Source organism: Arthrobacter zhaoxinii (genome assembly GCF_025244925.1).
GTDB classification, from domain to species: Bacteria; Actinomycetota; Actinomycetes; order Actinomycetales; family Micrococcaceae; genus Arthrobacter_B; species Arthrobacter_B zhaoxinii.
Genome location: NZ_CP104275.1, coordinates 2328323 through 2342163, shown reverse-complemented (window position 1 = coordinate 2342163; position 13841 = coordinate 2328323). Strand labels below are relative to the sequence as shown.

The following is a 13841-nucleotide window of genomic DNA, read 5'->3' as shown; positions in this document are numbered from 1 at the left end:
GGGCATCAGCCCGCTTCGGCAGATACCTTTGTGAGCAAGGGCACGGAACCGTGAATGTCCCAGCGCCCGGGGGAGGACTATTGTCGTTACATTATGAGTTCGCACCCGGCCAGCACCTCCCCGCATCCACTGGGCACATCACAGCCTGAAGCAGTCCGGGTCAAGGACCCGGACGCCCCGATCGGCATCTTCGACTCCGGCGTCGGCGGCCTGACGGTCGCCCGCGCCGTCCTGGACCAGCTGCCCAACGAAGCGATCATGTACGTGGGGGATACCGCCAACGGACCCTACGGACCCCTGCCGATAGCGGAAGTCCGGGCCAAGGCCCTGGGCGTGATGGACGAGCTGGTGGATTCCGGCGTCAAACTCCTGGTGATTGCATGCAACTCCGCCTCCGCCGCCGTCCTGCGCGACGCCCGCGAACGCTACACCCGCCGCTACGGCATCCCGGTCATCGAAGTCATCCAGCCGGCTGTCCGCCGGGCAGTCGCCGCTACCCGCACCGGACGGATCGGCGTCATCGGCACGGCCGCCACGGTGGGCTCGCGCGCCTATGACGACACCTTCGCCGCGGCCCCGCACCTGCAGGTCTCCTCGGTGGCCTGCCCGGCGTTCGTGGAGTTTGTCGAAGCGGGCATCACGTCCGGCCCCGACGTGCTGGCCACTGCCGAGGAATACCTGGCTCCGCTGAAGGCCCGTGACGTGGACACCCTGGTCCTGGGCTGCACCCACTATCCGCTCCTTACCGGCGTGATTTCGTATGTCATGGGCGACGGCGTCACGCTTGTCTCCAGTGCCGAGGAAACCGCCAAGGACGTCTACCGGGCCCTGATTTCCCACGGGATTGAACGGCGTCTGCAGACTCCTCCGCAGCACACCTTTGTTGCCACCGGAGACTCGGCCTCCTTCGAACTGCTCGCCCGGCGCTTCCTGGGCCCCGAGGTCCTCAGCGTCCAGCAGGTGGAGCACGTCTCCGCGCAATACCCCACCGGCAGCATGGCCCGGGTCACCCCGCAGATGATTGCCGCCGCCCGGGCGGACGCCCCTGAACGGATGGAGGCGCACAGCGGCGCCTCCCGGAACGGCACGGAATGAAACTGACCATTGTGGGCTGCAGCGGCTCCTTCCCCGGCCCGGCCTCGCCGGCGTCGTGCTACCTCGTGACCGCCAACGACGGCGTCCGCGACTGGAGGATCCTGCTCGACCTCGGCAACGGCAGCCTCGGCGCCCTGCAGCGCTACATGGACCTGCGGGACATTGACGCGGTCCTGCTGACCCACCTGCATCCGGACCACTGCATGGACCTGTGTGGCCTGCACGTGGCCGTGCACTGGGACCCGTCCGGCTGGAACCGGGACCGGATCAAGGTCTGGGGACCGGCTGCCACGGCAGACCGCATGGCCACCGCCTACGGGCTGGAGCTGGATCCGGGCATGCACGAGGACTTCGAGTTCTCCAACTGGACCGCCGGCAGTCCGGTGCAGATCGGGCCGTTCACCGTAATCCCGTACCCGGTGCGGCACCCGGCCGAAGAGGCGTACGCCCTGCGAGTGGAAGCCCGCACCCTGGACGCCGACGGCGAGCCCGTGCTCCGGACCCTGGCCTATTCCGGGGACACCGATTCCTGCCCCGGGCTGGAGGATGCCGCCCGGGACACCGATGTCTTCCTCTGCGAAGCCGCCTTCCATGAGGGCCGCGACGACGCGATCGAAGGGGTGCACCTGACCGGCCGCCGCGCCGGAGAAGCGTCGACCGCAGCAAACGCCCGGCGGCTGCTGCTCACACATCTGCCGGTCTGGAACGATGCCAGCGTCAGCGTTTCCGAGGCACGCGAAACCTATGCCGGGGACCTGGCGGTCGCCGTCGCCGGTGTCTCCTACGACGTCGGCAGCCCCTTCACCGCGCCGCTCGCAGTACCGGGCGGGGTCCGGCCGGCGGGATAGCCCCGCGGTCAGCGGCCCTTCCCGGGGCCGTGGCCGTGTCCGTTTCCGTGGCCGTGTCCTTTCCCGGGCCCGTGGCCGTGACCGTGGCCGTGGCCGTAGCCCGGGTCCTGCGGGTAGCTGCGGTCGTTGACGAACTCCGCGGGACGGTATCTGATGAAGTCGGCTTCGCCCAGCCCCAGTGATTCGGCGGCCCGGTCAAGCCGCCGGGGTTCGGCCAGGTTCCCCCAGCGTCCGGTATCGAGGCGTTCGTCCATGGCCAGCACCGCGCCGACCCGCTCCGCGTCGGTGAAGGTGCAGTGCCCGGTCCGCTCCACGTAGGACTGGCGCAGCAGCGGACCGGCGCCGGCTTCCCGGACCGTCTCCGCGTACTCCTCCATGTACTCCACCGGTGCCAGGATGTCGGCCAGGGTATGCATGGTCAGCACCGGCATCAGGAGATTCCCGTGCGGGGTCGAGGTGCGGTCCATCCAGTCCAGGGCTTCCGGATCCGGAGCGATGTCTGCGGTGGAGGTGATGGTGCGCAGGTCCCGGCGCAGGTCCAGGCCGGCACTGCGGTAGAGCGCCTTGACCTGCTGCCGCTGCTCCGAGTCCCGCAGCAGGGCGCGGTAGTCCACCCCCTGGTTCCAGCCGCTGTCGCCGTCGGCGGCGTTGACAATCGAGGCACGCGAGCCGACCACAAACGGGATGGTCTGCAGCAGCCAGTTGTACTGCGCCTCCTGCTGGGCGGCGTAATCGTTCCGGCCCGGCTCCGTGTCTCCGCTGAACCAGGTGGGTGTGTTCATCAGGGCTCCCGCCAGGGCCAGCCGGGCCCGGCCCTCCGGCGTCGCCTGTGCCTGCTCCACGGCACCCATCAGGGCGTTGATGGTGACGCCGGCTTCCTCGGCGGTGCGGAATCCCGTCAACTGCAGCTCCACACCGGGCAGGAGCAGTTCGGCGAGCGCGTGGATGCCGTCCAGCTGGTAGTTGTTCAGGTTGATGCCGCCGCCCAGGAGCCCGCAGGTGCTCACCGCTCCGTCCACACCGCTGTCCGGGGTTTCGGCTATGAGGCTGCTGACCAGCCCGCCCATCGAGGTGCCGAAGGCGATGGTCCGGACCGGCTCGCCGGCCGCGGCCGAGAAGGCGGCCAGGGTGCCCAGCTGGTCCTCCACCGCTGTTCCCAGTGCCCAGCCGGTGTCTGCATAGGACGAGGATGCCACGGCAAATCCCCGCGCGGTCAGCGCCTGGGCAGTGGATTCAAAGCCCGGGTCCTCCGCCGGATTGTCGGGGCCGGGCCGGAAGCCGTGGCTGTAGAGCACCAGCTTGCCGTTCCAGTCCTGCGGCATCTGTGCTGCCCACGTTGCTCCGCCGGGAAGCGTCCCGCTGAGCTCCGTGACGGCGGGCTCAGCCGCTGTTGCCGTTGCCGGGGCCGATACCAGGGCCAGCGAAACGGCTACCCCCATAGATGAAAGTCTGCGCATGTGCGTGCCGATCCTTTCTGCCTCATTGCAGGAGGTCGTTTCCCCACCCGGTGTTCGGGACGCGCGGGAGGGGGTCCGACGGTACGGCGCCACCCTAGGAGCCGGGCGGCGGGAGAGAAAGGGTAGGGGCACATTACGTGCGGGCCAGTCCGCCGGGCACGTAACCGCGCGGCCGATAGACTGGGCCTATGACAACCGCCGCAAACAGCCCTGTTTCCACCTCGTCTTCCACCGTCGTCCGCTCCGATGGCCGTACCCCCGACCAGCTGCGGAGCATCACCATTACGCGCGGCTGGTCGAAGCAGGCCGAAGGCTCGGCCCTGATCGAGTTCGGCAATACCCGGGTGTTGTGCACCGCGTCGCTGACCCCCGGCGTGCCGCGCTGGCTCAAGGGCGAGGGCAAGGGCTGGGTCACCGCCGAATACGCCATGCTCCCGCGGGCCACCAACACCCGCAACGACCGTGAATCGGTCAAGGGCAAGCTGGGCGGGCGTACGCACGAGATTTCCCGCCTGATCGGCCGGTCGCTGCGTTCCATCATCGACACCAAGGCCCTGGGCGAGAACACGATTGTCCTGGACTGCGACGTCCTGCAGGCCGACGGCGGCACCCGCACCGCCGCCATCACGGGCGCCTATGTGGCGCTCGCCGACGCCGTGGCCTGGGCTAAGGAAAACAAGCTCATTGCCCGCAACGCCAATCCGCTGCTGGACACCGTGGCGGCCATCAGCGTGGGCATCATCGACGGGGTTCCGATGCTGGACCTGCCGTACGTCGAAGACGTCCGCGCCGAAACCGACATGAACGTGGTGGTCACCGGCTCGGGCAAGTTCGTCGAGGTGCAGGGCACGGCCGAGGGCGCTCCGTTCGACCGTGCCGAACTCGATGCCCTGCTCGACCTGGCCCTGGCCGGCACCGCAGACCTGGCTGCCATCCAGCGGCAGACCCTGGGCCTGGCCTAAATGCCGCAGGCAACAGCCCGTCTGGTCCTGGCCACCCGCAACCCGGGCAAGCTGCGCGAGCTGCGGGAACTGCTGCGCGGGCAGGTGCCCGGGCTCGACGTCGACACGCAGGTGATCGACGCCGCGGCGGCCGGTGTTCCCGACGTCGCCGAAACCGGCGTGACCTTTGAAGAGAATGCCCTGCTCAAGGCCCATGCGGTAGCTGCTGCCACCGGCCTGCCCGCCGTTGCCGACGACTCCGGGCTGGCCGTGGACGTGCTTGGGGGAGCGCCGGGCATTTTCTCGGCGCGCTGGTCCGGCCGGCACGGCGACGACGCCGCGAACCTCGAACTGCTCCTGGCCCAGCTGGGCGACATTTCCGCCGAGCACCGGGGAGCCGCCTTTGTCTGCGCTGCTGCCCTGGCACTGCCCGACGGCGGCGACACCGTCGAACGCGGCGAACTGCGGGGAACGCTGCTGAAGACTCCCCGGGGAACGGGCGGCTTCGGCTACGATCCGATCCTGCAGCCGTCCGGGCAGGACCGCAGCTGTGCGGAACTGAGCAGCGGGGAAAAGAACGCGATCAGCCACCGCGGGCAGGCCTTCCGTGCGCTGCTGCCTGCCTTGGTTGCCGCCCTCGCCAACGGCACTCCGGAGGCTCCCTGACCCGAACCGAAGTATGTGTGATGTGTCCCAAACGCGCCGGGCGCCGCTTCCCGGATTCTTCCCCGCCGGGGGGCCTAGGGCAGAATTGAGCGCGAGATGACTATTACACCTGCCGTTACCCCAGCCACCTCCGTCGTCGCCGAAGCTTCTGCTTCCGGTGATCCAAGCGCCCTCGGGGGTGTGGCGGACTGGGCGGTCGGCATGATGGAAACCATCGGTGCCCCCGGCGCAGGGCTGGCCATCGCCCTGGAGAACCTCTTCCCCCCGCTGCCGAGCGAAATCATTCTTCCGCTGGCCGGATTCACTGCCAGCCAAGGCAACTTCTCCATTGCCGCCGCGCTGTTCTGGACGACGCTGGGGTCCGTCGTCGGCGCCCTGGCGCTCTACGGGATCGGCGCCCTGCTGGGCCGGGACCGGATGCGCAAGGTGGTCGCCAAGGTTCCCCTGGTGGACCTGGAAGACGTGGACAAGGTGGAGGCCTGGTTCGAGCGGCACGGGAACAAAGCGGTGTTCTTCGGCCGGATGATTCCGCTGTTCCGCAGCCTCATCTCGATTCCCGCGGGGATCGAGCGGATGCACCTGCCGACCTTCCTGGCCCTGACGACAGCCGGCAGCCTGATCTGGAACGCGATCTTCATCGTCGCCGGCTACTACCTGGGCGAAAGCTGGCACATCGTCGAAGAGTACGCCGGTGTGTTCCAGAAGATTGTCATCGTGGCAGTGATTGCTGCGGCCGTCTGGTTCGTGACGGCCAAGGTCCGGAGTTCCCGGCGGAAGCGCGCGGCCCGCGAAAATGCCTGATGCAGGACTCAGCTTTACCGCAATAGATTTTGAAACGGCCAACGGTTTCCGCGGTTCACCGTGCTCGGTGGGACTGGTCAGGGTCCGCGGCGGCCAGGTTGTCGAGGAAGCGTCCTGGCTGATGCGGCCCCCGGAGGGACACGACTACTTCGACCCGCGCAACGTCCGGATCCACGGCATCGAACCGGAGATGGTGGCGGGTGCGCCGCGGTTCGGCGACCTCTTCCCGGAGATCGGCGCCTTTATCGGCGACGACCTGCTGGTGGCGCACAATGCCGCTTTCGACCTGGGCGTCATCCGCTCCGCCCTGGAGGTCTCCGAGCTGGCCGGACCGGCCTACGACTACACCTGCACCGTGGTGCATTCCCGCCGCACCTACCAGCTGCCCTCACATTCGCTGCCCTTCGCTGCCGAGGCCGCCGGGGTTCCCCTGCTGAACCACCACGATGCCACCGAGGACGCCCGCGCCTGCGCCGGGATCATGATCGATATTGCCCGGCGCAGCGGTGCAGGGTCCATGCCGGAGTTTTTCCTGCGGGACGGCCGGCCGGCTTCCCACCTGCCGGCCTATGTGCCCGGGCAGCATCCGCTCTCCAAAGCCACGCGGGACGCCCTGGCCCGGGGGACCGGCACCGCTGCTGCGGCTGGCGCTACTGCGGCTGGCGTCGGCGCCGGCTGGCAGGGCTGGCCGTCCGAGGGGGATAACCCGCCGCCGAATCCGTTCGCCGACCCGGCCCATCCGCTGTTCGGCCAGACCGTTGTCTTCACCGGCAACCTGGGCATGGCACGGCAGACCGCCAAGGACCGGGCAGCCGACGTCGGTGCCCGCACGGCCAGCAACGTCACGCGTGCCACCAGCGTGCTGGTGGTCGGCGACGGCTTCGAGCCGGGGGACCTGCGCAGCGGACGCCTGACCGGCAAGGCACGGCGGGTCCTGGACCTGCACGAACGCGGCCAGCGCATCGAAGTCCTGTCGGAAGCCGAATTCCTGCAGACCCTGGGCGGGATCTGGCCGAAGGCCTCGCAGTAGCCCGTCCGAGCTAGGGCGCGATCGTGGAGGCGATGAATCCCGCGGCGAGCTTCTCAATGACGCTGCCTTCCCGCAGTGCCTCGAGGTCGGTGTCCGGCAGTGCCTCGTACCGGGTCCCCAGCAGGCTGCCGGCGACGACGGCGGCGGAGGTACCGCCCGCTGCTGCGGCTTCCCGGATGGCAGCAGCCGTAGCGGCACTGAGGTCCGTATCCTCCGTGGCGGCGTCTTCCACAGCCAGAGCGGCGCGCAGCCCGATGGCCAGGGCTTCTTCCGCCGCGGGCGTCCGGCCTGCGGTGCCCGCCCCTGCCGGGTCCGTACCGCCGTCGTCGGCCAGTAGTTCCTGCAGTCGGTCGCTGAAGTCGGGGACCCCGTTTTCCCGGGCCTGCGCCAGCGCCGACTCTGCGGCGCTGCGGAGCGTTGCCCCGGGTGCGAGCAGACCGTGGACCATGGAGGCGAAGACTGCTGCGCTGTGCCGGGCCGAAGGATGTCCGTGGGTCAGCGAGGCGGCGTCGAGCGCCAGCTTGTAGACCGTTTCGGTTGCAACGTAGGGGAGCAGGCCGAACGGAGCCGAGCGTACCAGTGCGGCAGGAGTGTCAACGCCGGTGTTGAGCGGGCGCTGCCGGGTGCCCATTTCCCCTGTCGAGAGTGCCGACAGCACATCGGGATCGCCGGCCCCGGTTCCCTCCGGCCGCAGCAGCGGCTCGGCATCGATGGGCCGGGGCAGCGGTGACGGACCGGCCTCGGGAAGCGGCAGGCCCTGGCCGCGCATCCAGCGGAGGTAGGCCAGCCAGACGCAGGCCGTCTCGTCCGCGCCCACTCCCTCATTTGCCCATTCGATGGCCTCAAGCAGGCCGTCCAGCGAGTAGAGGGCCAGCTGGGTGTTCGCGGAGATCGACATGCCGGACCCGGACTGGGTTTCCGCGGCAGCGCCGGCGGCAGCATCACCCAGTGCACCGCCGAGCAGGCAGCCTCGGATCTTGGCCGAGAGGGCAGCGGAGGAAAGGAAAACAGGGGCGGAATCGGGTTCGGGGATCACTTCTCCAGCATAGGCGCTGGGTCCGGGACGGTCCGGCGGGCGGGTTCTGAGGCCGGGGCCTCGCGGAGCCGGCTTTTCCGCACGGCATCCCACCGGGTGGTGCGGGAGTTTCTTCTGTGACCCCACCAGCAACAGGGGCACCAGTTGGTGGGATGCTGTGCTGTGTCCCGGGACGGTCCGGCGGGCGGTTTCTGAGGCCGGGCTGCACGGTGTCCCACCGGGTGGGGCGGGAGTTCCTCCCTGGGACCCCAACAGCAACAGGGGCACCACCTGATGGGATGGTGTGCTGTGTCCGGGGCGGGGCGGCACACGCCTTCCCGCCGGGAATCCCGGCACCCGGGATCCACGGGGTACACAGGGCAAATTCAGGAAGTTAACAGGCTGCGCTGACACGGTGGGGTAGTTTGTAGTGAGTTCGCGCATCTCCCGGGCACCGGCACTTCCGGTGCGGGCCATGTCGCAGTACCGCTTCTGCTCTGTACCGGCGGCCGTGAATCCAGTGCCGCCCACCCACACGTTAGGAATTCCTCTTTCATGTCATCTGAGTCCACACCACTCAGCGGAGCCCGCGCCGCAGCGCCCGCCCGCGATCGGACGCCTGTAAACGGTGGCTACACCTACGGGCTGGTCGGACGGACGGTAGCCGAGGCTATCGGCTCCTTCCTGCTGCTCTTCGGCGGCATCGGGATTGCCATCTTCGGCAACAGCACCGGCGGCGGTATCACGTCACCGCTGGCCTTCGGCCTGGTCCTTGCCGGCGCCATGGTGGCGTTCGGCTACATTTCCGGCGGCCACTTCAACCCCGCCATCACCCTCGGCAGCGCAGTTGCCGGACGCACGGCCTGGAAGCTCGTCCTGCCGTACATCCTGACCCAGCTGGTAGGCGCCGTGCTCGGCGTCGCGATCCTCTGGGTGGTCATCACCGGCCACGACCAGCTTGGTGAGCAGGTACGTGAGTTCATGAGCGCTACGGCCAACGGTTACGGCGAGCACTCGGCGACCATGTTCCCGCTTGCCAGCGCACTGCTGATGGAGGTCATTGCCGGTGCCCTCCTGACCGCCGTCTTCCTGGGCGCAGCATCCCGCCGGGCAACCGCACAGTCCCACCGGTCCTCCGCGGCCAAGGGCGCGTTCGCCGTGGGCGTGACCTACGCGGTCCTGCTGACCGTGCTTGTCCCCGTCACCAACGGCGGCATCAACCCGGCCCGTTCCACCGCCGTCGCGATCTTCTCCGAAGGCTGGGCTCTGGAGCAGCTCTGGCTGTTCTGGGTTGCACCGCTGCTCGGCGCAGTGATTGCCGGCCTCATCTTCCGCAGCGTCGACATGACCATTGATTCCCACCGCAGTGACGCAGCTTCCTCCGTGGAGGAAGACACGCACGCGGCCGGGGATGAGACGGCTACCAAGCCGGCATCCACCAAGCCGGTTTCCGCCGCCGGAAGCACCGCGCCGGTAGTGGACGAGGAAGCCCGCGGCTTCTTCGACAAGCCCGCCAACGGCACCGGTACCACGCGTCCGGAGGACGGCACGCCGGGCAGCCGCCCGTAGTGCAGTCCGGATAAAGTTCGAACACCCCACGGGGGCAGCGGCAGGCGCCGCTGCCCCCGATCCGTTAACTGTCGGACCCGGCCTGTACTTTTTAAGACATGCGTTTACTGCACACTTCAGACTGGCACCTGGGCCGCTCCTTCCACGGCGTGGGAATGCTCGACGCCCAGGCGGACTTCATCGACCGGCTCGTGGACACCGTCCGCGACCAGGGGGTGGACGCCGTGCTGATATCCGGCGATGTCTATGACCGTGCGCTGCCGGCAGTGGACACCGTGCGCCTGCTGGATTCGGCGCTGGAGCGCATCACGGGTGCCGGCGCCGTGGTGGTGCTGTCCAGCGGCAACCATGATTCCGCCGCGCGGCTGGGCTTCGGCAGTGCATTGTTTGAGCGCGCCGGCGTGCATCTTCGCACCCGCTACGAGGACATCGACCGCCCGGTGATCCTGCCCGTCGAGGGCCGGCCGGTGGCCGTTTACGGCATCCCGTACCTGGAGCCGCGGCTCGCCGCCGCGGACCTGGGGGTACAAACCCCCAGCCACTTCACCGTCACCGACGCCGCCCTGCAGCGGATCCGCGCGGACATCCTTGCCCGCGAAGAGGCGGGCCAGCCGGTTGCGTCCGTGGTCATGGCGCACACCTTTGCCAGCGGCGGCATCAGCAGCGACAGCGAACGCGACCTCGCCGTAGGCGGCCTGGGCGCCGTTCCGCTGGATCTGTTCGAGGAGTTTTCCTACACGGCCCTGGGCCACCTGCACGGCCGCCAGCAGCTCAGCACCACGGTCCGCTACAGCGGTTCCCCGCTCCCGTATTCGTTCTCCGAAGCCCGGCAGGCGAAGGGCGGATGGCTGCTGGAGTTCGACGGCGGCGGCCTCGCGTCCGTGGAGCCGGTCACCTGGCCGGCCCCCCGCCGGCTGGCGGTGCTGCGCGGCAAGCTCGACGACCTCCTGGTGGACCCGGCGCTCACCGATGCACAGGACGCCTACTGCCAGGTCACCCTCACCGACAGCCAGCGGCCCGCCAAGGCCATGGAACGGCTCCGGACCAGGTTCCCGGACACCCTGGTGCTGGCTTTCGACCCGGAGGGCGGCGCCCGGGGGCCCGCCCAGACCTACAGCCAGCGGCTGGCCAAGGCCACCGACGACCTCGACATCTGCTGCGGTTTCCTCGAGCATGTCCGGTCACGCAGCGCAGCGGATGAGGAAAAGGACCTCTTCATCGAAATCCTGGACAAGGTCCGCGAAGCAGAGGCAGCAAAGTGAGAATCCACCGCCTGGAAATGCAGGCTTTCGGTCCGTTCGCAGAGCGCCAGACCATCGACTTCGACGAGCTCGGCGCCCACGGGCTCTTCCTGCTGAACGGACCCACGGGCGCCGGCAAGACCAGCGTGCTCGACGCCATCTGCTTCGCGCTCTACGGCAGTGTCCCGGGCGCCCGGCAGCAGGGACGGCGGCTGCGCAGCGACCACGCCGACCAGGACACCGCCCCCGAGGTGGTCCTGGAATTCAGTTCGGGCGTCCGGCGCTTTGACGTGGCCCGGAGTCCGCAGTGGGAACGACCCGCCAAGCGTGCCGGCGGGAAAAGCACCGTGACCGAGCAGGCCAAGACACTGCTGCGGGAATTCGTCGACGGTGTCTGGGTGGAAAAGTCTTCCCGCAATGATGAAGCCGGCGCGGAGATCACCGAACTGCTCGGGATGAACCGGGAGCAGTTCACCAAGGTGGTGATGCTGCCCCAGGGCGATTTTGCCGCTTTCCTGCGTGCCGATGCGGCCTCCCGCGAGCAGTTGCTGCAGCAGCTGTTCGGGACCTCCAGGTTCGAAGACATTGAACGCCGGCTCAAGGCCGAGCTGGTCGAAGCCACCGACCGCTTTGAGGCAGCGCAGTCGCGGTCCGAGCATGTGCTGCTGCGTGCACGGGACGAAATCCGCCGTTACCGCGATGAACTGGCAGCCGGCAGCGGGGCCGGTGACGGCGCCGTCGGGCCCGATGAGGGAGAAGCGGAACTTGAACAGTTCCGGGCGGAGCTGGAATTCCGCAGCGTTTCAGCCCGGAAGGAACTCACGGAACTGCGGACGGCACGCGAACACGCCGAGAAGCACCTGCAGGAGTTCGAGCACCGGCGTGCCCGCGGACTGGCGCTGCAGCAGCTGATCCGGGAGGAAACCGAACATGCCCGGGCTGAAGCGGAGATTGAACCGCAGCGGGCCGCGCTTCAGACCTCCGCCGCGGCGTCCGTGCTGGCCGGCACCGTCCGGACGGCGGAGACGGCCGCGCAGCGGGCGGCAGCCCGCCGGGCGGACGCCGCCGATGCCCTGCAGGATCTGGCCGCCCATACCCTCGCTCCGGCCTACAACGTCCTCCCGGACGCCGGACAGGCACTGCCGGACGGATTGGCGGCACGAGTCGGTACGGACCTCGCGGCTGCCCGTGCGGCCCTGGAAGACGAGGAACGCGCTTCCGCGCTGCTCACCCGCGCCGCGGCGGAGACGGAAGCTGCCGAGGGGTACCGGGCGCAGGCCGCCGAGGCAGTGACGGCACTGACGTCACTGCGGGCGGAGGAGACCGGGCTGGCCGGGGAAGCAGCCGGGCTGGCACGGCTGGCGGAGGGGGAAACCCGGGCCGAAACTGCCCTGGCCGCGGCCGAAGAGCTGGTGGCAACCATCAGCAGCTACGCCGCAGCAAGCACCCGGGCGGAGGCTACCGGCAAGGCCGCAGCGGACGCCCGCCAGGAATACCAGGACCTCCGCCAGGCGTGGCAGGACCTGCTGCAGGCCAGACTGGACCAGGCCGCTGCCGAGCTGGCCCAGGAACTCGCAGACGGAGCGCCGTGCCCGGTCTGCGGGGGACTGGAGCACCCGCATCCGGCCGCGCTGCCGGACGGTGAGGCACCGGCAACCCGGGAGGCCGAGCAGGAAGCGAAAAAGCGTGCAGCCAAGGCGGAGGCCGCCTACGACGAGGCAAGGCACCTGGCCGGCGCAGCTGCCGAGGAAGCTGCGGCGCTGCGTGCCCGCGGCGGAGCGGGAGACCCTGAGTCTGCGCAGGAACAATTGGATGCGGCCCGCGCCGACTTGGAGCAGGCCCGCGGCGCCGTCCGGGCGCTGGCAGAAGCCGAACGCCGGCTGGCCGCCATCGGGGCGGAGCTGGCAGCAGCGGAGAGCACACGTTCCGAAGCGCTCATTTCCGCCGCACAGGCGGATTCCCGTGCCGCCGCGGCACGGGAACAGGCAGCGGAACTCTCGGACCGCATTGCTGCGGCGCTGCAGGGGTTTGACAGCATCGGTGAACGGGTCCTGTCCCTCACCGCGTTCGCGGAGCTTGCCGCCGCGGCACGGGAAGCGGCCGGTGCCGCAGCCGCGGCCGACGACGAATCGGAACGCGTGGGTGCGGAACTGGATGCGGCACTGGCGGGAACGGCCTTTGCCACGGCTGCCGAGGTCACCGACGCTTTGCTGGATGCCGGCACCGCCGACGCCTACGCCACGGCGGTCTCGGCTTGGGAAGAGCAGGGCCGCCGGCTGCTGGTGCGCCGGGAAGCCCAGGCCGCGGCGGGTCCGGAAGATGCAGCGGGGGAGCCGCTCGCAGTGCCGGACGAGGAAGACGTGGCAGAGGCCGCAGAGCAGGCGGCGGAGGCGCGCAGGGCCCAGGAGGAAGCGGGGCTGCTGGTCCGCCTGCTCGAAGACTCGGCCGTCCGGCTCGCGGAATACTCCGCCGAACTGGAAGAGGCGCTCGAACGCACCGCGCCCCTGCGCGCCCGCCGGGACCTGCTGCAGTCCGTTGCGGATACTGCCCGCGGCGGAGGCGAGAACGAATACAAGATGACGCTGAGCACCTACGTCCTGGCCGCCCGGCTGGAACAGGTCGCGGCGGCGGCCACGGAGCGGCTCGCCGCCATGACCGGCGGCCGGTACGCCCTGGTGCACAGTGATTCGAAGTCCGGCAACCGCAAGGCCGGACTGGGCCTGCACGTCACCGACGAATGGACCGGCCAGCGCCGGGACACCTCCACCCTCTCCGGCGGTGAAAGCTTCATGGCGTCGTTGGCCCTCGCCCTGGGCCTGGCCGACGTCGTCCAGCAGGAGGCCGGCGGCGTGAACATTGAAACGCTGTTCGTGGATGAAGGGTTCGGCAGCCTTGACGAGCAGTCCCTGGAAGAGGTCATGGATGCCCTGGAAGGCCTGCGCGACGGCGGGCGTGTGGTCGGGCTGGTCAGCCACGTGGCGGAAATGAAACAGCGGATCCCGGCGCAGCTCCAGATCATCAAGGGGCGCAACGGTTCCTCGGTCCGCTACAGCGCCGGGGACCTCCTCAGCAGGTGATGTCTTGACCAGTTAGGTTCACCGGCCCGGCGTGGGTAAAATCGACTCCGAACAAGGGTTGGGCACACCGGGAGGGGGGACGGTGTGCGGTTCGACGTACC

Annotated in this window: 11 protein-coding genes; 9 read left to right on the top strand and 2 right to left on the bottom strand. The window is 69.2% G+C overall.

Annotation, left to right across the window (positions count from 1 at the left end):
• The first annotated feature begins 93 nt into the window (after nt 1–93).
• Nucleotides 94–1095 carry a glutamate racemase gene (murI, locus tag N2K95_RS10955; RefSeq protein WP_260651583.1) on the top strand — a complete coding sequence of 334 codons (1002 nt, stop codon included), beginning with the start codon at nt 94–96 and terminating at the stop codon, nt 1093–1095.
• The gene (locus N2K95_RS10950) at nt 1092–1943 is read left to right on the top strand and encodes an MBL fold metallo-hydrolase (protein ID WP_260651582.1); all 852 of its coding nucleotides are present in this window, start codon (nt 1092–1094) and stop codon (nt 1941–1943) included. The genes murI and N2K95_RS10950 overlap by 4 nt, the downstream gene beginning before the upstream one ends.
• A gap of 8 nt (nt 1944–1951) precedes the next feature.
• Here N2K95_RS10950 and N2K95_RS10945 read toward each other — a convergent pair whose 3' ends face one another.
• On the bottom strand, nt 1952–3382 hold the full coding sequence (locus N2K95_RS10945; RefSeq protein WP_260651581.1) for an alpha/beta hydrolase family protein: 1431 nt from the start codon (nt 3380–3382) through the stop codon (nt 1952–1954).
• A 206-nt stretch (nt 3383–3588) separates the two neighbouring features.
• Between N2K95_RS10945 and rph the strand changes: the two genes are divergently transcribed.
• The 4 genes from rph (at nt 3589) to N2K95_RS10925 (ending at nt 6838) form a co-directional block, all read left to right on the top strand.
• Nucleotides 3589–4362, top strand: coding sequence for a ribonuclease PH (gene rph, locus N2K95_RS10940; protein WP_255789925.1), 774 nt, complete (start codon nt 3589–3591; stop codon nt 4360–4362).
• The gene (gene rdgB, locus N2K95_RS10935) at nt 4363–5007 is read left to right on the top strand and encodes an RdgB/HAM1 family non-canonical purine NTP pyrophosphatase (RefSeq protein WP_260651580.1); all 645 of its coding nucleotides are present in this window, start codon (nt 4363–4365) and stop codon (nt 5005–5007) included.
• Nucleotides 5008–5103: 96 nt separating this feature from the next.
• The gene (locus N2K95_RS10930) at nt 5104–5808 is read left to right on the top strand and encodes a DedA family protein (protein WP_260651579.1); all 705 of its coding nucleotides are present in this window, start codon (nt 5104–5106) and stop codon (nt 5806–5808) included.
• Nucleotides 5801–6838 carry an exonuclease domain-containing protein gene (locus N2K95_RS10925; RefSeq protein WP_260651578.1) on the top strand — a complete coding sequence of 346 codons (1038 nt, stop codon included), beginning with the start codon at nt 5801–5803 and terminating at the stop codon, nt 6836–6838. Before N2K95_RS10930 ends, N2K95_RS10925 begins: the two co-directional genes overlap by 8 nt.
• A 10-nt stretch (nt 6839–6848) precedes the next feature.
• On the opposite strand, the gene N2K95_RS10920 is transcribed toward N2K95_RS10925, so the two are convergent.
• Entirely contained in the window at nt 6849–7874 is a 1026-nt protein-coding gene (locus N2K95_RS10920) for an ADP-ribosylglycohydrolase family protein (protein ID WP_260651577.1), read from the bottom strand.
• Nucleotides 7875–8408: 534 nt separating this feature from the next.
• Here N2K95_RS10920 and N2K95_RS10915 point away from each other — a divergent pair.
• The 3 genes from N2K95_RS10915 to N2K95_RS10905 all read left to right on the top strand — a co-directional run bounded on the left by N2K95_RS10915 (nt 8409) and on the right by N2K95_RS10905 (nt 13740).
• Nucleotides 8409–9422, top strand: coding sequence for an MIP/aquaporin family protein (locus tag N2K95_RS10915; protein WP_260651576.1), 1014 nt, complete (start codon nt 8409–8411; stop codon nt 9420–9422).
• Nucleotides 9423–9520: 98 nt separating this feature from the next.
• Nucleotides 9521–10684: an exonuclease SbcCD subunit D gene (locus N2K95_RS10910; protein WP_260651575.1), complete on the top strand. Its 1164-nt coding sequence runs from the start codon at nt 9521–9523 to the stop codon at nt 10682–10684.
• The gene (locus N2K95_RS10905; protein ID WP_260651574.1) at nt 10681–13740 is read left to right on the top strand and encodes an AAA family ATPase; all 3060 of its coding nucleotides are present in this window, start codon (nt 10681–10683) and stop codon (nt 13738–13740) included. Before N2K95_RS10910 ends, N2K95_RS10905 begins: the two co-directional genes overlap by 4 nt.
• The last annotated feature ends 101 nt before the right edge of the window (nt 13741–13841 follow it).